The sequence below is a fragment of the Aquirufa beregesia genome (assembly GCF_011090385.1).
In the GTDB taxonomy this organism is placed as follows: domain Bacteria; phylum Bacteroidota; class Bacteroidia; order Cytophagales; family Spirosomataceae; genus Aquirufa; species Aquirufa beregesia.
Window position 1 is genome coordinate 117,784 of record NZ_SEWW01000006.1, and the last position, 19,278, is coordinate 137,061.

The following is a 19,278-nucleotide window of genomic DNA, read 5'->3' on the forward strand; positions in this document are numbered from 1 at the left end:
TAATGGGTTTACCGCTACTATCATGTATTATTCTTTTACCATTAATCGGTTCCCTAGTGGCTGCCGTCGTGAAATGGGAAAATGGAATCAAACATTGGGCAACTGGAATTTCAGTCATTCAATTGTTAGCCTTAATCTATGCTGGAACGGAATTTGACCATTCTGCTACGTCTTTTCAATGGAAAGAAGAACTGCAATGGATTCAATTACCCCTTGGTTCACTCGGAGAATTTGTCATCAAATATTCCTTAGGAGTAGATGGCTTAAGTTTTTTACTGATTGCATTAACTGGTTTTATTTCCTTTTTAGCTATCATTAACTCACACAGCATTCAAGAGAAAAAAGGAGCCTACTTTTCTTTGGTATTATTGCTAAATGCCGCCTTGATGGGTTGTTTTTTATCCCGTGATTTATTCCTTTTTTATGTATTCTTTGAGTTTATGCTCTTACCCATGTATTTCCTCATTGGAATTTGGGGGGGGCCAAGAAAAAACTACGCATCCATTAAATTCTTCTTATACACGTTAATAGGCTCGCTTTTTATACTCATCGTGATGTTGGGCATCAGTTTAGCCTATATAGATCCGTATGAAACAGCTAAACATCTGGGCTTAATTCAAGAGGGGCAAAACTTTGATTTAGAAGCTCTGAAAAACATTCAAACAGCCATTGCCAACAAAGAAATTGCCAACATTGATTTGGTACATAGTTTTGATATGCAGGCTTTAAGTGATGTCAATAATTGTCAAACTACGAGTATTTTACACCCCAATTCAGGTTGGTTACTCAATGGCCTAAGTGCCAGAATGTGGGGATTTTGGCTTTTATTTATTGGTTTTGCCATCAAATTACCCATGGTACCTTTACATACTTGGTTACCTGATGCTCACGTAGAAGCACCCACTCCTATTTCTGTGTTACTAGCTGGTGTTTTGCTGAAAATTGGAGCTTATGGTTGGCTAAGAACTGCTATACCCTTTTTCCCAGAGGAGGCTTTAGAATCTGCCAACATTATGGCTGCCCTCGGTACCATATCCATCATTTATGGGGCTTATAATGCCCTAGCCATGAGCGACTTGAAGAAATTAGTGGCCTATTCATCCGTTTCGCACATGGGATTTGTGCTATTAGGTATTTCCTCGTTTCATGCAGAAGGATGGCAAGGCGCTATTTACCAATTAATATCGCACGGTATTCTATCTTCCTTGTTGTTTCTAGTTGTTGGGGTATTATATGAAAGAACTCACGATCGACAAATTGACCATTATTCTGGCATTGCTACTTTAATGCCACGTTTCACGTTGATTTCAGGAATTGCCATTTTTGCTTCCTTGGGATTGCCTGGTTTTTCTGGTTTTATTGGAGAGTTTTTCAGTCTACTAGGTGCTTTTACTAGTCCCTATATACATCCAGCATGGGCCGTTTTAGGAGCATTTGGCATTTTATTAGGTGCAGGATATTTCCTATGGACCTTTCAAAAAGTCTATTTGGGCAAGACTCTTCTATTTAATTCCACTTGGAAATTGCCCGATTTAAATCGCTTAGAAATATTTAGTTTGTTCAGCCTTGGTATATTAAGCATCCTTTTCGGTATATTACCACAATTAATCTTGGATTGGTCCAAATACTTTGTTTCCAATTTCCTAACAACCCTACCATACTAGCTAGCTTATGAACCCTAGATTTTTGCCTTTAATTTCTCAATTAGAAATAGAAGAAATGATTGCCGTCAAACAAAAATTGCAGGGCTTAAGTGATAGTCAACAAGAGCAATTTTTGGGTATTTATCTGGCTAGAAGGAGAGATACGCTATTAATTCTCCTATGTACGCTCATGGGTTTTGCAGGCTTCGCAGGTATACAGCGCTTTGTTACAAACCGAATCGGATTAGGTCTTCTCTATTTTTTTACAGGAGGCTTATTACTGATAGGGACCATAGTTGATTTAATCAAATACAAAAAGATTGCCCTGAAATACAATTTAAAAATTTTAGAAGAAACCAGTAGTTTAATTGGAAACTGGCAGGGCTAATACCATTTAATTAAGAAAAACCATGACGATGAAAACAACATTCACAAGAAGAGATGTCATTAAAAATTCCGCAGGATTAGCAGGTCTAGGTTTCTTGGGTAATTCCATGGAACACCGTTTTAATGAAGCGGATAAGCAAACAGGAATTGATTTAAAAGGCAAAGTCAATCACTCTGCCTGTCGCTGGTGCTATCAGGCAATTCCCTTTGAAGAATTAGTCATTAATGCCAAAAAAATTGGTTTACAGTCCATTGAGCTAACTGGACCAGAAGAATGGGATATACTGAAAAAGCATGATATGACTGCCGCTATTGGTTGGGGCAAATATCCCGAAGGAATGGGACTTCCTAATTTCTTCAATAAGATGAAAAACCATGATCAATTGGTCGCTTTTTATGAAGATTTAATCCCCAGAGCAGCTAAAGTTGGCGTTAAAAATTTAATTACTTTTTCTGGTAACCGAGATGGAATGAGTGATGAACAAGGCTTATTAAATTGTAAAAAAGGCCTACAACGCATCATGAAAACTGCAGAGCGTCATGATGTGACGATTTCTATGGAATTACTCAACTCCAAAGTAAATCACAAAGATTACCAAGCTGATCACACAGAATGGGGTGCTGTATTATGTGAAATGGTCGGTTCCGATAAATTTAAATTACTATATGATATCTACCACATGCAAATCATGGAAGGAGATGTAATTGCTACTATTAAAAAGCATAACCAATATATTTCTCATTACCATACAGGTGGTGTTCCAGGCAGAAATGAAATTGATGAAAGCCAAGAGTTAAATTATGCGGCCATCATCAAAGCTATTTATGATACTGGATACAAAGGCTTTATTGGGCAGGAATTCATCCCTGCTCGTGCAGATAAAATGGCTTCCTTGGAGCAAGCGGTTAAGATCTGCGATATTTAATTGCCAAAGTCTTGATATTTACGCAAGCTATTGTAAATCAATAGCTTGCGTATTTTTTTTGCCAACTTGTCTATTATTCCGCTTCTTCTGTCCACCTCGGCTTGATAGGTGCAGGCTTTATTTTCTGATTTGAACTCACATTCAATGAATTCAAGATGAAAAAGCATTATTTCCAATTACTACTCCTTTGCATTTGCGGGGAAATACAGGGGCAATGTCCTATCATTCAATCTCAACCATTATCACAATCAGATTGCGATGGGAATAGTATCCGAATGATGGTTAAAAGTGATGGCGATCTTTACCAATGGGAGAAGAAACGACCAAGTGATAGTCAATTCAGCCTGATTTCAGGTGCTACCAGTTCCCAATATCAAATATATCCCAGTGGAGGAACCTTACATCCTTCTGGCACTTTATATCGAGTAAAGGTCAGCAAAAATGCCTGCCAGCTGTATTCGCAAGAAGCAAGTATCACTTTACATAGCATCACCTCCATTGTCAATCCAAGCATCTGCGAGCGAGGATCTGGCACCTTGATTCCTCAAATTCTGAGTGCATCATTGGCACAGGTTCAACATTATCAATGGACTAGATCCATCAATGGTGGCCCATTTGAGGATTTAGTAGATGATGCTAATTTCAGTGGGACTAAGAGCAAAGAACTGGTCATTTCTCAAGCCATGATGAGTTTGAATAGTCAAAAAATCAAAGTACGAATCAATTTTTCCATTAGTCCAAACAATGATAATGAAGGCTCATTGACGAATGAAAACCAGACGAGCACCTGCCCCAGAACTTCCAGCGAAGTAAGTTTACAAATTAAAAATGCACCTATCCCTAGCCATGCCTCTACACTTTATAAAGGATGTATGGATAGCCCTATTTCCGTGAATTCCACAGGCTGCTCTCCATATAGTACTTACTGGTACGATACACAAGGACAAAAAATAGGCGAAGGAGCCCGCTTAAATGTCTCGCTTACTGACGCCACAGCCTATTTATATAAAGCAACTTGCTACAAAAACGGCTGCGAAAGCCTTCCTTCGGTAGGTACTTATGCTCAAGCCTACCCAGTCCCCTCAGCTCCTAGCAACAGTGGAACGCCTGCTCAAGTGTGCAGTGGTTCTATGATTACTTTTAAGGCCTCTGGAGGAAGTAATAATTTGTGGTATCTAAACTCGACAGATAAAAATACGATCAGTACAGCGACATCCATTACTGTAAGTCAAACAACAAATTTGGGACAAGATGTACTTGAAATAACCCGATGGGTCTCTCAAAAAATCAATGAATGCGAAAGTCCAAAATCAGCCATTCGGGTAAATATCTCCCCTTCCCTCTTGGTCGATGCAGGTGAAAATAAACAGCTAAAAGGAGATGAATTATATGATACCAAATCAATTATAACCGCTAGAAATGGAAATCCTCCCTACCAGTATAGTTGGTCTACATCCAACAATACGCCTATCCACTCATCTCAAGAAAGTAATCCCATCATTGGCCCATTTCGTTCTTCAGGCTATATCAAACTTCAAGTTAAAGACCAATTGAATTGTATGCTTAAAGATTCCGTATATATACAATGGGAAAATCAGATAATTAATATTCCCATGGATAGCATTTCATTACCTGAAGTTCCTAAAGACAGCATTACGGTAACACCTGACCCAGAATCAGACCCAGATACAGAGGTGGATAATCCAATGGAAGATGAAAAAGAAGATGTAGAAGTAGACGAAACAAAGGATATTCCTATTCCTGTATGGCATGAAATAAGCTACACCATGGATCCTTTATGCCAACAAGATGCCTACAAAATACAGGTTCAAGGTTGCCCAGGAAATGTGATGTATTTCAATCAGTATGGGCCTGAGCACATGAGAGCACAAGGCTCAGAATGGATCGTAGATGCTAGTTATGAATTATTCGTACAAATACGCTGCTCAGATCCGAATAGTAATACCATCAATTTGACTATTCCTGTATTGAAAAAACCCAATATCCCTATCATTAAAAATTTTGAAAGCTACGTATGCCATGATCAAATGGCACAAATTGAAATAGATCAAATATATAAAAGTCAATTCGTGGGATGGGAAAAAGATGGGCATTTTTTCTCTGAGGCATTCATATTACATCAAACTTTAGAAGCTGGACAATACCAGGCGTTAATTCAACAAAACACTTGTTTCTACCGAAGCGAAATTTTGGACCTTGAAGTTCGCATAGCTCCACCAGCATCAACCATCACTGCCTCAAAATCATCACTTTGTATCCGAGATAGTACCTTACTACAAACGGCACCTTCCTATTCATACATCCGATGGAAAACTGGAGAAAAAGAAAGCTTTATCAAATTTCGAGCGCATCAATCAGGTCATTTTGAATTTCAAGCTCAGGTTAGCCAAGATAATCAATGTTGGTCTGATTGGTCTGAACCATATATTATTCAAGTGCATGAAAATCCGAATCAACCGAATATTGTGGCTTGGCCAGCACTTGGCTTTTGTGAAGGTGATTCCATCCAATTAAAAGCTCCCACAAACTTTCTAGGCTATCAATGGAATACAGGAATGACAACACAAACTAGCTATGTAAAAAAAACAGGAAAGTATTGGCTGAAAGTACAAAATCAATATGGATGTTGGTCTATCCCAAGTGATTCTATCCAAGCATATCATTATCCCGAAGAACCCACTCCTATCCTTGAGGCAATTCCTTCTAGGCAGTTTTGCTCGGGCGAAAGCATTCAATTACAAGCAAGTCGAGCTCATGCTTACTTATGGAAAAATGATTCCTCCAATCCTAGTATTCAAATTACTGATTCAGGAAATTATTGGCTTAAGACTCAAAACCATTTTGGATGTTGGTCGAAAAGGAGTGAAGAAATTAGCATTTACCGCCGAGATAATCCCTTAATGCCTGCCATTAAAAAATCAGGTGTATATTTTCTTGAGGTCATTAGTGTGGATTATCCAGACGGATATGAATGGAAAAAGGATCAACAATTATTGAATGATAATCAGGCTTTAATAAAGGCTAAGAAAATAGGCCTTTTTGAGGTCAGAGCCAAAAAACAATATGACCTTTTTCAATCGAAAAGTATAGTATGCTATTCCTCTTACCAAAAAATAAGTATGTCGATTCCAGAAAGTATGCAAGGGATATCCATATTCCCTAATCCCAATAAGACTGGATTATTACATCTAGAACTTTTAGAAGACATTCAAGATGCCGAAGCAAAGATATTTGACTTCCTAGGAAATGAAATCATTAACTACCTCCTCCCTCCAAGTTCACAACCTATCAGCTTACAATTACCCACAATTCCGGCTGGAACCTATATATTAAAAATCATTGCTCCAAATTTCAGCAAAGAGAAAGTGATCATCATTAGCCCCTAGTAAGAGATGGGGCTCCATTAAAAATACAGGAAAAAACTTAGCTAATTCTAAACAAGCAAGGGCCCAATTGGACCCTTGCTAACGTAAATTCTGAGTTACATATTACTCGTAAATCCCCTTAGCTACTTTTTCACTTAGAGATTTAGGCATTAACCAAGCAAGGGTCGCTCCCAGTTTATTAATCAATCCTGTAATGACTTCTGGCTTGTGGGCAAACAGCCCTTCCACTGCCAAGCGAGCTACCTCTTTGGGAGTCATCACTACTTTTTCTGCGGCTCGTCTAGCCTTCTCTTGTAAATTAGCTCGATCATTAAAATTAGTAGAAGTCGCACCAGGACTTACTACAGTAACTTGAATTCCTTTAGGTTTCCATTCATGATATAAACCACGAGAAAAATTTAAAACAAACACTTTACTTGCAGCATATAAACTCATCAAAGGAATGGCCTGATAAGCAGTAGAACTCGCAATATTTAACACATAAGCTTGTCCCTTTCCTTGCAATAAAGGAAAGAATCGATAACAAGCTTCTGTTAATGCATTCATATTAACCTGCATCATTTGTTGGTTTTCCTCCCAAGTATATGATTCAAATGCACCCACTAATCCATATCCAGCATTATTCACCAAAATTCGCACATCCACTTGTCTCTCTACTACCCATTCATATAACTGGGCAACTGAACCAGGCTGTGAAAGATCTAATGGTAAATAATCCACTTCTAATGAAAAGTGCGACTTGATTTCATCGCTTACTTGATGTAATTCTTGGGCATTGCGAGCCACTAGAAACAAATTATATCCCCTGGCTGCTAATTCCAAAGCTATTTCTTTTCCTATTCCTTTACTAGCACCGGTAACGATAGCGTATGACATGATGTATATGAATTGATTGTTGATCTAATTAAAAATAAAAAGCTGCATAAAGCAGCTTTTTATTCAATTTATTTCTTTGGAGCCACAGCTGGTGCAGCTGGAACAGGATTGAAATAAGCTTTGATATCTGGATCATCTGGCTTAATCTCCTGAGCCTTAGTAAATAATTCTTTTACTTTAGCTTCATCCTTGGTAACGGATAAATGATAACCACCTAAGAATTTAAGCGCCTCAAATAATTGATTTTTATCCTCTTTGTACTGCGTACTTTTTTCCGCTTTTTGTTGCTCTACTGAAGCCAAGAACTTTTCATAATAAGGAGCTCCTAACCATTTTGTACCAGTGTAATCAATGAAGTTATTCGCACGGGCACGATTGATGTAAAATGGAGGCCACTTATCATTAATCTCTATGGCTTTAGCAAACATAGAATCAGCTCTCATAGCCATGGCTGGACGACCTAAGGTATCCGCACGATCCATATAAGCAGAAGTCAAATAATAGTCCATGGCCACTTTGAAATAGTCACCAGAACCTACCGTTTGATTTTTCTTCTTTTTCCAATCAATACTACCGATAGCCGCTTTGGCAGCATCAGCATATCTCTTTTGCTTGTAACGTACATCATGAATGATTGAATACACGTTGTTATTCGTATCCAAAGGAGCTGCTCTTTCTAGGTAAAGTAAAGCAATAGAATCTTTACCCAAACCTTGGTAACCCTTACCGAAATATAAATCGTCCATGAAATAAGGCTTAACTCCTTTTTTCACCATACCATCTAAGTTTTCAATACCTTGTTGAAAATTACCCATCTCCACATTGGCATATCCACGCATACGGTAGATATCATTATCTTTTACACCTTTCTTATCCGCTTCGTCAGTAAATTTCATGGCTCCTTCATAGTCTTTCGATAAGAACAATAATTTTGCCGTTTCTAATGTCACTTCAGGAGTAGCCTCCGCTTTCTCTAAATACTTTCTGAAATAACGCGCTGCATTTTTGTATTGATTACCCACAATTAAATATTCACCATAACGACGGTGTGCAGGAGCATAGTTAGAATCTAAATCGATAGCTTCTTTGTAACGAGCTTGCGTTTCTTTGTAGTTCTTACCACGTAAATACACAATACCAATTTTCACTTTTGCTTTTACGTTTTTAGGATCTTGTAATAAAGCTTGCTCGTAAGCAGTTACAGCATTACCACCATCATTTTTAATCAAAAATGCATCTCCTTTCACAATGTACTGAGCTGCATTAGGAACCTTCTTCGTCTTTTCTTGAATCAAATCAATCAAACGAATGGCTTCACCCGGATCATTATTACTAGCATTGAAGCTTTCTTCTTTTCCTAAAACATAAAACATCTCATATGCCTCTGCAATACGGTGCAAAACATCTGGATTTTTTTCCTTTGTCTCTTTGATGATACGGTCAAATTCAGCTTTAGCCGCCGACACCTTATTTTGACCAACCAAAATTGATGCTAGACCGACTTGATTCAAATAGTTTTTAGGTTCAGCTGCTTTACCTTTTTCAAAGGCTGCTTTGGCATTATCCCAATCACGTAGATTCAAGTAATAATAACCAAGAAAATAGTAATTCTCACCCGTAGGAGCTGTTGCTACTAAAGATTCGAATACTTGTTTAGCTCTACTTGGCTGATGACGATCTAAAAAATGCAAACCATCTTGGATTGTTTGCCCGAAGGCCACATTGGATACTAATAATCCCAAACCCAGTATCCACGATTTCATTTTCTTCATTGTTAATTTAAATTAATTGCGATTCTTAATAATTCTCAGGCCTTAAATTGAAATAATTCAATTAAATATCGTAAAAATTTAGTTTTTTACGAACTACAAAATTAATTATAATTCTTCAATATTTTATTAGACAATGTCAATTAAATATGGTCTATTGGCTAATTTGATACTGCCTAATCGTGATAGGTCGGGTCAGCGGAATTAATCCAGCTTTCAAAACGACCAATTGTCCCATATCACCACACACATAATTCACAAATCCCGTGCCTAAGCCCATGTGTGACTCTTTTAGAATAATCTTAACATCCCGACGTAGAGGATATTTCTTCAGTGCCAAATTATAACCAAAGGGTTGATAAAAATCAGATGGAGCGTTACTGTTCTTTTCGCTAATCGACATCACATGAACAGAACGAATAAAACCTAAAGATGTTGGATTATCTCCATCACTAATCCAATTAGAGCCAATTAAGCCCAAGGCATTTTTATGCGTTTTTACATATTCAATAACTGCTTTGTTGGATCCAGCAGCAAAAATGGGGAGTGGTTTATTGATATCAAGGCCAAATTTATCAACCAAAAATTTAATATTACTGGAATTGGCTTTATCCACCACTAAGGCCACTTGGCCATGGGTACTTTTAGCCCCTAAAGACTCCCAAGTGGTATGCTCTCCAGTTAGCAGTGATTTCAACGCTGGAAGAGACAATAAAGTATCCACATTTTGAGGATGTACCAAAAGAGCCAATCCATCTGCCGCAAAATTATAACTGCGGTAGCTTACTTTTTCTCTTGTAAAAATCTCCTTTTCCTTTTCTGTCAAATCACGTGTAACCACAACAGCCCGAACCTTCTCATTTAGGAGATCGGCTATGGCTTCATTTTCAGCATGAAAATCAAAATTGATTTTCGCAAAGTGATAATTATTTTCAAAGGCTGATTTTTCGGCTAACAATAAAGGCTGAAAAGATTCGTCAACCGCCACAGAAATTTCTCCTTGGGCTGGCCCATCAGAAAATTTACTATCCTTGGATTTACTACAAGAAACTATACTGGCTAAAACTAACAAGCAAAGCCCTAAAGATTTAATCTTCATAATTGCCATAATCTGGATCTTTTGTTTCACTAACATATAAAAAAGCACGCCAAATACGAAATAATCCGTAAAGCATAAACAAAATTCCTAGCCAAAAAGTGGTAGGCATCTCCATTAACATTCCTAATTGAAAATCTGACCAGAATCCAATGTAATAGCCTAATAAAAAATAAGCTAAAGCGGCAAAAAAGCGAAAAAAAACATTAATCCAAACTGCTGCTGGGCGTGCCATAGTCAAAATAGAAAAATTGTTAAACAATCAGACCTGCCAAATAAAAGAATTTAGCAGGTCTGAAAAATGAATAGAAAATCGATTATTCGGAAAGTACGAAAGTAATCGGCTGAGTGAATCGAGAACGTACCGCACGACCTGACTGTTTACCAGGAGTCCATCTAGGTACCGACCTAATTACACGCATCGCTTCTTCGTCGCAACCAAATCCTACAGATTTCAATACAGTAACATCTTGGATAGATCCATCCGTATTAACGACGAATTGAACATATACTTTACCGCCTACGTTGGCACGTTGAGCAGCAGATGGGTACTTCAAGTTTTTCTGCAAGAAACGTCCGAACGCCGCAGGTCCACCAGGGAATTCTGCTTGTTGCTCTACCGCTGTAAAGATTTCCTCCTCAGCAGGTTTTGGTGGCTCAACTGGCTCTTCTTTTCCTTTAGCATCTGGATCCACTGGAGGTTCGTAATTCTCGGTTTCTCCTTTAACTGTTTCACTAGCTGTGTTACCACGTACCTCTTCTGGTGGTGGCTCAGGCTTAGTCACCTCTTCATCATGCTTGATTTCAGGAGGCAAGAATTTAGTTGTCGTCACCTTAGGAATTTCTTTCGGTGGTGGCGGCGGTGGTGGCGGTGGCAACTCTACCTTCTTAGCAGGTGGTGGAGTGTCCAATTTCATTACTTCGGCTGTCACCTCTGTTTTCTCAGTATTAGAGGCAGTTAACTGTTTCCAGAATGCTGCCAATAACAATGCACCAACAAAAAGTGCTGAGCCTAGTAATACAGACCGCTTGATGACCTTAGGATACGTTGTCCTTAAAAGAAAAGCACCATACTCTCGGTTCTTATCTTTAAAGATAATGTCATCTAATGTAGCATCTTGGCTTATTACTTGTGACATAGTTTATGTTATTTAAAAATTAATTTAAAAGGCTTTTGACCAAATTACTTTCCTGAACGTTTGATTAAGGCTTCTGTATCTGGATCAATTTCTAATAATGCATAACGCTTGTTATTAGTAATTGCACATTCATCCAACATATCTACCATATTACGGTATTTCGCTTTTTTTGTTGGCTTAATTACCAGAGTAAAGTTGCTACCAACTTTAGCCTTCAAATCCGTGATAACTTTACGGATTCCCGTGTCAGAATAATCGGTCACCTCTAACTTGGTGCCTGCTTCAGTTGGGATACCTTGGTAGTAATACACCTTGTTCTCATCTGGACACACGGTAAGTGTTTCCGACAATTTAACAGGTGAAGTTTCCTTTGTATCCGTTTTATCAGGCATGTTTAATTGCATGGTAACGGGCTTTGCCAACGTAGTCGTCAACATAAAGAAAGTGATAAGAAGGAAGCCTAAGTCCACCATCGGTGTCATGTCAATTTTGGTTGACATTTTTTTACTTCGCTTCTTCCCGCCTTTCTTACCCCCACCGGAGCTATCTATTTCTGCCATTTCTTTTTCGAATTAGAATGTAAATTATTTTGGTTTATTCTCAGGAGATGTAATCAACTGGAAGATGTTAATGTTCTGAGCTTGTAATGTACCGATTACATCAGCAAATACTTTATAGCTAGAATTTTGATCTCCTTTGATTGCAACCTTCAACTCAGGATTAGACAATTTCGCGTATCCAACCCAATAAGACAGCTCATTATTTGCTGAATCAATTGGGATACCCTTAACAAATCCTTTATCCTTGGCTTCTGAAGGCTTCATATTCAACACCTGACGCATCGCACCAGCTGGGTATCCGACGATTTCAGAACTCATGTAGTTCTTCTTCATTTCGCCTGTTAAAGCAACTCCATAGCGATTAGCCATGCGCTCTAACATAAATTCCCTAGCCATTTGATCATCAGTTGCCAAATAAACCCCTCCCTCATTGGAAACACTGATGGTTAACATACCATCTTTCGCATTCAGAGCTTTCTCTGAAATAGAGGACGGTGGTGTAATCGTAACTGCCTCTTCTGGACGGAACTTCGCGGTTAACATGAAGAACGTAAGCAGAAGAAAAGCCACGTCACACATCGCTGTCATATCGAGTGAAACACTATGTCGTTTGGCTTTAACTTTTGGCATAACAATTTTTATTTTGAACGGTGAAAAAAATAATAAATCAGAATGAAAAACTCATTCTGCATTGGTTCAAATATTAATTGTGATGCGTAGCATAATTTTGGTTAACGCTCAAACCAATCTCATCAATGCTATAAGTCAACTCATCAATTTTAGATGTGAAAACGTTGTAAGCAATGATACAGATAGCTGAAGTACCAATACCTAATGCAGTATTTACAAGAGCCTCAGAGATACCATTTGCCAAAGCAGATGCATCTGTTGATCCTCCTGAGTTACCTAATGCAGAGAACGCCTTAATCATACCAACTACCGTTCCTAATAGACCCAATAAAGTTGATACTGACGCTAAAGTTGCAATGATCGTTAAGTTTTTCTCCAACATGGGTAATTCCAATGAAGTAGCTTCTTCAACTTCTTTGCTTAATGCTGATAATTTTTGCTCTTTATCTAAAGAACCATCAGTAATCAATTGCTTATACTTTTTAACAGCAGAAAGAGTTACGTTTCCTACTGAACCTTTTTGCTTTTCGCAAGCTTTCAAAGCGCCTTCTACATCATCTTTGTCTAAAGCAGCTTGGATACCACGAACGAATGCATTTACATCACCAGTTCCCTTTGCTTTACCAATTGTAACTAAACGCTCAATTGAAAATGTTAAAGCTGTCAAGAAACAAGTCATTAACACGGGCACAATCACACCACCTTTGTACACGATACCAAAGTAATCGCCTGGAATTGGGTGTCCTTCATTGGTTCCACCTTCGAAGTGAGAGCCATCACCCATAATGAATTGGAAAATCAATAATGCAATGACAAATAGGATGACAAGAATTAAACCAGCAGAAATTCCGCCAGATTTTTTTTGGGGTGCAGCTGGCTTAGCAGCTGGCTTTGGTTGTTGTGTACTCATTAGTTTGGTAATTTGGGGTTAAAGAATTATTTAAAAATAAAACTCACGAAAATACAACGTAGCAGTTTTCATAGATTTCTAAGCATCCGCTGTTTTTTTCAGTAAAGGCAAAAGTAATGCAATTCTTAATTAATTTTTACACGGGTTTATCTAAAAAGTTCTCATTTTTTTCATATCACATAGAGACCTATTGTACTATCCTGATATTTTAAACTAAATAAGTCCCTTTATTAGGTACTTTTTCGAGAATTAAAAAATTAAAAAAAAATGAAAAAAAATTAATTTAAACCGTTAAATCGATGAAAGTCCTCCCTAAAAATTCTAACTTTAAACTCCAAAACAACCTTTTATCACATGGATTCTCCCTTTTATCCAAAACGGATTAAACCCTCCACTCGCAAAGAATCTAGCCATTCTTTAAAGGAGGTTATCGAGTCCATGCTCAAAGTCTACAAGATCCAAGGAAAATACGAGGAAACATTTGTAAGTGCCCATTGGGAAGAAATCATGGGAAAACCCATAGCTGCTCGTACGCAGAAAGTTTATGTGCACCAACAAAAACTATTTTTACAAATAAATTCAGCCCCACTCAAAAAAGAACTCATGATGGCCAAACAGAAGATGATAGACCTCATTAATAAACACGCCAAATCTGAATTAATTAAAGATGTCGTGTTTCTATAGGCTCTTGTTTCAATAAATCCCAGGCAATAGCCAACCACACCAAGAACAAGGGCAAAATCATCAAGCCCAATGGGTTGACCCATTCATTTCTCAGCCATTGAGGAAATAAATCCGTCGGCGAAAAACTAGAAATCAATAAAGTTATCCCCAACAAAGCCCAGCGAAACTTCGTTTTCTCTCCTAAAACAAACCAAATTCCTACGCCAGGAAAGGCCATAATCAACGTGGGTGACTCCGTACCCGTACTGGCTAACATCAAATATATGCTCACAAAAGCCAGCATCCTCAGCTGAAATGACAAATGCTTCCATTTTTTAACTTGGAAAAAGACATATACGTTTAAAATCATGGATGGAATTAAAAACCATAAATTAGACAATGTTCCATCGCCTGTCCAGCGTCGAAACATGCCCATCACGCATACATCTGTACGTAAGTTGCGAATGTCTACGTTCAACTCGTTTTTGTGAGACAAAACTTCCTTCCATCCTATATACGTAGATAAACCATAGTCCCAGCCACCTAGCAACATGGGAATGCATAAGATAATCACCATCCAAAAAACCAAAAAGCCTGCCAGGCGGAGAGGTTTTTTAGAAAAAAAGAAAAATGCTAGTCCGACAATCCCATATAACTTGATACAAATACCTAATACAATCCAAAGGGCCGCCCAAGCATCTTGTCCTCTATTAATGCAGATATAAGACCATAAAATCAGCGCAATACACAATGGATGAAATTGGGTATTCAATAAGGCTGTCATGGTTGAATTCAAGATAATCCAAGATATAGCTACCCGCTTTTTTTGATCCAATGGCAGATTCCAAACCGCTAAAAATAGGGCTAAGGCATTCACTACATTCCAAACCGTGACACTGATGCCAGTGGGCAACCATGCAAACGGAGCCATCAAAATGGCAAAAATGGGCCCATATAAATATAAATCGAAATACTCCTTAGGGTACTCGAGATACAATGGCATTCTTTGTAAGAAATGTCCGTAGCTCGATTTGAATATGATAAAATTGTTGATATGTGAATTTAACTCTCCTAAATGATATTGCTTAATCCCTGTAAATAGGCCAGCAAACAACCATATTCCTAACAAAAACTCGTATCGAGCATAAAATGCGGGCTTATTTTCCATTCTCTAATTGCTTGACAAAATTTCCCATAGTCATAAACTCTCCCAGGCCTTCTTTTTGCAAATACAAAATCAAGGATTTCAATTTAGAAACCAACTCTCCTTGGGAACCTCGACTCACATGGGCTGGCAATGGGTATTTCGATAAATCAGCAAATTCCCAAGGATGAAAGTACAAGTTCAAAAAACCATGCTTCTTCAAGGTTTCCTTGCACATTTGCTTGTATACAAACAATGGAAAGTTTTTAAAAGCCAACCAAAACAAAGGTATTCTAAAATTCGGAGTAACCGATGCGGGTATATTCCAAAGTCCCTGTTCGAAAAAAGGCAGCTTAGAAGCCTTTAAGTGGTTATATCTACCTGGAATCCAAGTAGGATTCAAAGAGGAATGATACGAATAGCCTGCTTGTAAGATATCGGCCTCCTCCACATGCTGCATTCTAGCCATTCTAAAACCTACTACCTTTCTTCCGCTAAGTTCTTCCAAAAGTACTCGGGAAGACAGCAGGTCCGTTTTCGGATCAAACTTACTATGATAAAATCCATGGGAAGCCAATTCATACTGGGCATCTAAGGCCTTTATCCATTCAGGATTATGTTGCGCATAAACACCTGTACAAAATATGGTACAAGGAACTTGTGTTTGCGAAATAACCGACATGAATTCCTGTAAGCCTTTTCTTGATTGCTCCAATTGTTCTTCCAAATCCAGGGAATAACCATACTCCAAAGGAATATCACATTCTTCCACATCAATGGTCAATAAAATGGCAGGGGCATGTTTCATTTAAAAAAGACTCCTCGGATTAAAATAGAAACAAAATTGAATAATTCCGTTAGGATGGTTTTGGGTTTCATGGTAGAAAAGTGAATTCCTTCACGTACCTGCACATAAATCCATTCCATCTGAATATCCTTTTGCTTGGACACTAAAACCAAAAATTCCATATCAAACAGAAAAGCTGAAATCGTTGTTTTTAGAAAAAGTTCTTTCCCTTTGGCATTAAATCCTTTCAATCCTGATTGAGTATCCTTGACTTTTAAACTAGGGAAAAACAAGTAGTTCATCAATTTGAGAGAAAGTGAAAAAATCTTCCTTCGAAAAGGCAATTGATCATAATATTGTTCATCTCGGACACCTACTACGACATCCGCCTGACCTTGCTCCAACCTTCGGTACATTTCCCATGCATTTTCCATACGGTAGGGATAATCTGCATCCGTATAAATGACCAAATCCCCTTGGCATTGGCGAATTGCATGTCTCAAAGCACCCCCTTTCCCTAGGTTTTGACTTAAGGGAATAAAGGTGAAATAAGGGATTGCCTGTTGTAAGGCCGCTATATCCTCTGAATGAACCCCATGCTTGCTCCCATCATCCACCACATAAACATGTACCTCCACATCGGAGGGAATACGAGACATAAATAAGGTATAATGGCGAATCAAATCCTCGGCCCAGCCCGGATGAGGGTTGTAACATGGATGAACCAAGTCTAGGCTTTTATTTGTCTTTGGAGTAGTCAAACAGGGATATTTTTTGCAATAATACAAAAATTAAGCCTTGGGTTAAAGGGAAAAATAATTCATATTTGTTTACCATTCTATCAAATATGAAAACTCCTCCTTTATTACGTCCCGGCGATGAAGTGATTTTGGTATCTCCTGCCTCGCATCCAAAGAGCGATCAATGGAAGCAAGGTGTAGAAGTATTAGAATCTTGGGGTTTGAAAGTTCGGCTAGCCCCTAATGCCTTATCTCATTATTTTGGATTTGGAGGAAACGATGAGGAACGATTGAGTGATTTTCAGTTAGCTCTAGATGACCCCAATATCAAAGCCATTTTCCCCATACGGGGAGGTTATGGATCTAGCAGGATTTTAGACCGTTTGAATTTTGAAAAACTCCTTCAACATCCTAAATGGATCATTGGATTCTCAGACATTACAGCTATTCTAAACCACGTAGCCCAACTAGGTATAGCTAGCATACATGGTCCTATGCCGCATAATTTCTGCCAAGTAGGTGGAGATGAAGCATTGGAAAATTTGCGAAACTTACTTTTTGAAGGTAAAACTCACATTGAAATAGTAGCAGAAGCGGACAATAGACTGGGCCAAGCAGAGGCAGAGATCATAGGAGGAAATTTATCTCTGATTGTACATCTATTGGGTAGCAAAAGCCTTCCTGATTTCACGGGTAAAATACTTTTGCTGGAAGATGTCGGTGAAAATTTATATCACATTGATCGCATGGTCTTACAACTAAAAAGAGCAGGTTTGTTGGATCATTTAGCTGGTTTGATTGTAGGTGGATTTAGCGACTGTAAAGAAGCAGGTCTTAGTGTGGGGAAAAATGTCAATCAAATTATCCTAGAACACACAGCAGGCAGTCAATATCCCATTGCCTTTGAATTTCCATCGGGGCATATTGCTCAAAATTTTCCTTTGGTTTTTGGCAAAAAAATCAAGCTCTTGGTAAATGCCGATAATGTCCAATTAACTGATTAAGTCCTACAGGTTTTCCTGCTAATTTGCCTAACAAAAAACCATGTTAGCCAAAACGTATGGATGCGCTGTATTCGGTGTATCTGCCAACCTAATCACTATTGAAACGCATGTAGGGCAAGGAAGTAAATGTTACTTAGTAGGGCTTCCTGATTCCACCATCAAAGAATCCATCCAACGAGTAGAATCTGCCCTAAAGAATAATGGATTCTTTTTCCCAAGGAGAAAAGTCATCATTAATTTAGCTCCTGCCGATATTCGAAAGGAGGGCTCAGCTTACGATTTACCCATTGCTCTTTCCATTTTAGAGGCATCGGAACAAGTGGAATTAAAAGGGCTAGATGACTATGCCATTATGGGCGAATTGGCACTTGATGGCACTATTCGTCCTATTAAGGGTGCTTTACCCATTGCTTTAGAGGCCAAAAGTAGGGGTATTACCAAACTTATTTTACCAGAAGAAAATGCCATGGAAGCTGCTATGGTAGAAGGTATTGAGGTATTTGGACTTAGCCATCTTAGAGAAACCATACAATTTATTCGGGGTAAAATAGCCCTAGCTCCTACTCAAGTCAATGTTCATGCCTTGTTCCATCAATCGCATGATGTATTTGATGTGGATTTTTCGCAAGTTCAAGGTCAGGAAAGTGTCAAAAGAGCCTTTGAAATTGCTGCCTCTGGTGGGCATAACCTCATCATGATTGGACCTCCAGGAGCAGGAAAAACCATGTTGGCCAAGAGGCTACCTACCATACTTCCCCCATTTTCTTTAACTGAAGCCTTGGAAGTAACTAAAATTCATTCCGTAGCAGGGAAATTAATGGGCAAGCATTCCTTATTGACCCACCGCCCTTTTAGGTGTCCACATCATACCATTTCCAATGCCGCTCTTGTTGGAGGAGGGTCATTTCCTCAGCCAGGAGAAATATCCTTAGCTCATCATGGTGTCTTATTTCTGGACGAGCTTCCTGAGTTCAACAGAAATGCCTTAGAAGTGATGCGTCAACCACTGGAAGATCGCAAAGTGTTTATTTCAAGAGCCAAATGGTCCTTAGAATTTCCCGCCAATTTCATGCTCGTGGCCAGCATGAATCCTTGTCCATGTGGTTACTATAACCACCCCAATAAAGACTGCGTTTGCGGCCCTGGGCAGGTTCAGCGCTATTTAAATCGTATTTCAGGCCCATTGCTAGATCGTATTGATATGCACATTGAAATTGTCCCTGTTCTATTTGAAGAAATGAGTGCCGGTCGCGCCGCCGAATCAAGTGAATATGTTCGAAACAGGGTGATGGAAGCCCGGCAAATTCAACAAGATCGATTCATCCCATTCCCCCAAATCCATTCCAATGCCATGATGTCTAGTCAGCAAGTCAATGAATTCTGCCAACTGGATGCGCCATCTCAGCAATTACTTTCTGTAGCTATGGACAAATTACAACTATCAGCGAGGGCCTTTGATAAAATTCGTAAAGTGGCTCGAACCATTGCAGATTTGGCACGATCAGAGAATATTCAATCAGAACATATTGCAGAAGCAATTACCTACCGAAATTTAGATAGAGAAAATTGGGCTGGATGATGTATTTTTGAAAAAAAA

Annotated in this window: 18 protein-coding genes; 7 read left to right on the forward strand and 11 right to left on the reverse strand. The window is 38.6% G+C overall.

The genetic code is table 11. The features are described from left to right. Positions 1–2: 2 nt before the first annotated feature. The 4 genes from EWU23_RS10315 to EWU23_RS10330 all read left to right on the forward strand — a co-directional run bounded on the left by EWU23_RS10315 (position 3) and on the right by EWU23_RS10330 (position 6,363). Positions 3–1,664: a complex I subunit 4 family protein gene (locus EWU23_RS10315; protein ID WP_166231838.1), complete on the forward strand. Its 1,662-nt coding sequence runs from the start codon at positions 3–5 to the stop codon at positions 1,662–1,664. A gap of 7 nt (positions 1,665–1,671) precedes the next feature. After that, positions 1,672–2,031: an NINE protein gene (locus EWU23_RS10320; protein ID WP_166231840.1), complete on the forward strand. Its 360-nt coding sequence runs from the start codon at positions 1,672–1,674 to the stop codon at positions 2,029–2,031. A 28-nt stretch (positions 2,032–2,059) separates the two neighbouring features. Beyond that, positions 2,060–2,956 (forward strand): hydroxypyruvate isomerase family protein, encoded by an 897-nt coding sequence (locus EWU23_RS10325; protein WP_166231842.1) that lies wholly within the window; start codon positions 2,060–2,062, stop codon positions 2,954–2,956. Between the two features lie 155 nt (positions 2,957–3,111). Beyond that, positions 3,112–6,363, forward strand: coding sequence for a T9SS type A sorting domain-containing protein (locus tag EWU23_RS10330; RefSeq protein ID WP_166231844.1), 3,252 nt, complete (start codon positions 3,112–3,114; stop codon positions 6,361–6,363). A gap of 102 nt (positions 6,364–6,465) precedes the next feature. Here the strand turns inward: EWU23_RS10330 and EWU23_RS10335 are convergent, their stop codons facing one another. The 8 genes from EWU23_RS10335 to EWU23_RS10370 form a co-directional block, all read right to left on the reverse strand. Beyond that, positions 6,466–7,239: an SDR family NAD(P)-dependent oxidoreductase gene (locus tag EWU23_RS10335; protein ID WP_166231846.1), complete on the reverse strand. Its 774-nt coding sequence runs from the start codon at positions 7,237–7,239 to the stop codon at positions 6,466–6,468. 68 nt (positions 7,240–7,307) lie between these two features. Beyond that, the gene (locus EWU23_RS10340; protein WP_166231848.1) at positions 7,308–9,002 is read right to left on the reverse strand and encodes a tetratricopeptide repeat protein; all 1,695 of its coding nucleotides are present in this window, start codon (positions 9,000–9,002) and stop codon (positions 7,308–7,310) included. Between the two features lie 160 nt (positions 9,003–9,162). Beyond that, a complete protein-coding gene (locus EWU23_RS10345; protein ID WP_166231850.1) occupies positions 9,163–10,107 on the reverse strand; it encodes a PstS family phosphate ABC transporter substrate-binding protein in 945 nt (314 codons plus the stop codon). After that, positions 10,097–10,339 (reverse strand): hypothetical protein, encoded by a 243-nt coding sequence (locus EWU23_RS10350; protein ID WP_166231852.1) that lies wholly within the window; start codon positions 10,337–10,339, stop codon positions 10,097–10,099. Before EWU23_RS10350 ends, EWU23_RS10345 begins: the two co-directional genes overlap by 11 nt. 82 nt (positions 10,340–10,421) lie before the next feature. Beyond that, the gene (locus EWU23_RS10355; protein WP_317164318.1) at positions 10,422–11,087 is read right to left on the reverse strand and encodes an energy transducer TonB; all 666 of its coding nucleotides are present in this window, start codon (positions 11,085–11,087) and stop codon (positions 10,422–10,424) included. A gap of 200 nt (positions 11,088–11,287) precedes the next feature. Then, a complete protein-coding gene (locus tag EWU23_RS10360; RefSeq protein ID WP_317164319.1) occupies positions 11,288–11,743 on the reverse strand; it encodes an ExbD/TolR family protein in 456 nt (151 codons plus the stop codon). Positions 11,744–11,827: 84 nt separating this feature from the next. Continuing rightward, positions 11,828–12,433, reverse strand: coding sequence for an ExbD/TolR family protein (locus EWU23_RS10365; protein WP_166231858.1), 606 nt, complete (start codon positions 12,431–12,433; stop codon positions 11,828–11,830). A 73-nt stretch (positions 12,434–12,506) separates the two neighbouring features. After that, the gene (locus EWU23_RS10370) at positions 12,507–13,343 is read right to left on the reverse strand and encodes a MotA/TolQ/ExbB proton channel family protein (protein ID WP_166231860.1); all 837 of its coding nucleotides are present in this window, start codon (positions 13,341–13,343) and stop codon (positions 12,507–12,509) included. A 354-nt stretch (positions 13,344–13,697) separates the two neighbouring features. On the opposite strand from EWU23_RS10370, the gene EWU23_RS10375 reads away from it, so the two are divergent. Further along, positions 13,698–14,027: a DUF721 domain-containing protein gene (locus tag EWU23_RS10375; protein ID WP_166231862.1), complete on the forward strand. Its 330-nt coding sequence runs from the start codon at positions 13,698–13,700 to the stop codon at positions 14,025–14,027. Here EWU23_RS10375 and EWU23_RS10380 read toward each other — a convergent pair. The 3 genes from EWU23_RS10380 to EWU23_RS10390 are packed head-to-tail and all read right to left on the reverse strand — an operon-like array spanning position 14,005 to position 16,596. Continuing rightward, positions 14,005–15,174, reverse strand: a complete 1,170-nt coding sequence (locus EWU23_RS10380; RefSeq protein ID WP_166231864.1) for a glycosyltransferase family 87 protein — start codon at positions 15,172–15,174, stop codon at positions 14,005–14,007. The genes EWU23_RS10375 and EWU23_RS10380 overlap by 23 nt on opposite strands. Continuing rightward, complete coding sequence (locus EWU23_RS10385) at positions 15,164–15,958, reverse strand: polysaccharide deacetylase family protein (RefSeq protein WP_166231866.1); 795 nt, start codon at positions 15,956–15,958, stop codon at positions 15,164–15,166. Before EWU23_RS10385 ends, EWU23_RS10380 begins: the two co-directional genes overlap by 11 nt. Continuing rightward, on the reverse strand, positions 15,955–16,596 hold the full coding sequence (locus EWU23_RS10390; RefSeq protein WP_235942199.1) for a glycosyltransferase family 2 protein: 642 nt from the start codon (positions 16,594–16,596) through the stop codon (positions 15,955–15,957). The genes EWU23_RS10385 and EWU23_RS10390 overlap by 4 nt, the downstream gene beginning before the upstream one ends. A gap of 188 nt (positions 16,597–16,784) precedes the next feature. Here EWU23_RS10390 and EWU23_RS10395 point away from each other — a divergent pair, with 188 nt between their 5' ends. Both EWU23_RS10395 and EWU23_RS10400 read left to right on the forward strand, forming a co-directional pair. Then, positions 16,785–17,681, forward strand: a complete 897-nt coding sequence (locus tag EWU23_RS10395; RefSeq protein WP_166231870.1) for a S66 peptidase family protein — start codon at positions 16,785–16,787, stop codon at positions 17,679–17,681. A 40-nt stretch (positions 17,682–17,721) separates the two neighbouring features. Beyond that, positions 17,722–19,260, forward strand: a complete 1,539-nt coding sequence (locus EWU23_RS10400) for a YifB family Mg chelatase-like AAA ATPase (protein ID WP_166231872.1) — start codon at positions 17,722–17,724, stop codon at positions 19,258–19,260. The last annotated feature ends 18 nt before the right edge of the window (positions 19,261–19,278 follow it).

Bases quoted from the DNA above. Each gene is read 5' to 3' on its own strand.
- EWU23_RS10350 (WP_166231852.1), bottom strand. From the start codon at position 10,339: ATGGCACGCCCAGCAGCAGTTTGGATTAATGTTTTTTTTCGCTTTTTT.
- EWU23_RS10380 (WP_166231864.1), bottom strand. From the start codon at position 15,174: ATGGAAAATAAGCCCGCATTTTATGCTCGATACGAGTTTTTGTTAGGA.
- EWU23_RS10325 (WP_166231842.1), top strand. From the start codon at position 2,060: ATGAAAACAACATTCACAAGAAGAGATGTCATTAAAAATTCCGCAGGA.
- EWU23_RS10365 (WP_166231858.1), bottom strand. From the start codon at position 12,433: ATGCCAAAAGTTAAAGCCAAACGACATAGTGTTTCACTCGATATGACA.
- EWU23_RS10400 (WP_166231872.1), top strand. From the start codon at position 17,722: ATGTTAGCCAAAACGTATGGATGCGCTGTATTCGGTGTATCTGCCAAC.
- EWU23_RS10345 (WP_166231850.1), bottom strand. From the start codon at position 10,107: ATGAAGATTAAATCTTTAGGGCTTTGCTTGTTAGTTTTAGCCAGTATA.
- EWU23_RS10360 (WP_317164319.1), bottom strand. From the start codon at position 11,743: ATGTCAACCAAAATTGACATGACACCGATGGTGGACTTAGGCTTCCTT.
- EWU23_RS10390 (WP_235942199.1), bottom strand. From the start codon at position 16,596: ATGTCTCGTATTCCCTCCGATGTGGAGGTACATGTTTATGTGGTGGAT.
- EWU23_RS10395 (WP_166231870.1), top strand. From the start codon at position 16,785: ATGAAAACTCCTCCTTTATTACGTCCCGGCGATGAAGTGATTTTGGTA.
- EWU23_RS10385 (WP_166231866.1), bottom strand. From the start codon at position 15,958: ATGAAACATGCCCCTGCCATTTTATTGACCATTGATGTGGAAGAATGT.
- EWU23_RS10340 (WP_166231848.1), bottom strand. From the start codon at position 9,002: ATGAAATCGTGGATACTGGGTTTGGGATTATTAGTATCCAATGTGGCC.
- EWU23_RS10315 (WP_166231838.1), top strand. From the start codon at position 3: ATGGGTTTACCGCTACTATCATGTATTATTCTTTTACCATTAATCGGT.
- EWU23_RS10320 (WP_166231840.1), top strand. From the start codon at position 1,672: ATGAACCCTAGATTTTTGCCTTTAATTTCTCAATTAGAAATAGAAGAA.
- EWU23_RS10375 (WP_166231862.1), top strand. From the start codon at position 13,698: ATGGATTCTCCCTTTTATCCAAAACGGATTAAACCCTCCACTCGCAAA.
- EWU23_RS10370 (WP_166231860.1), bottom strand. From the start codon at position 13,343: ATGAGTACACAACAACCAAAGCCAGCTGCTAAGCCAGCTGCACCCCAA.
- EWU23_RS10330 (WP_166231844.1), top strand. From the start codon at position 3,112: ATGAAAAAGCATTATTTCCAATTACTACTCCTTTGCATTTGCGGGGAA.
- EWU23_RS10335 (WP_166231846.1), bottom strand. From the start codon at position 7,239: ATGTCATACGCTATCGTTACCGGTGCTAGTAAAGGAATAGGAAAAGAA.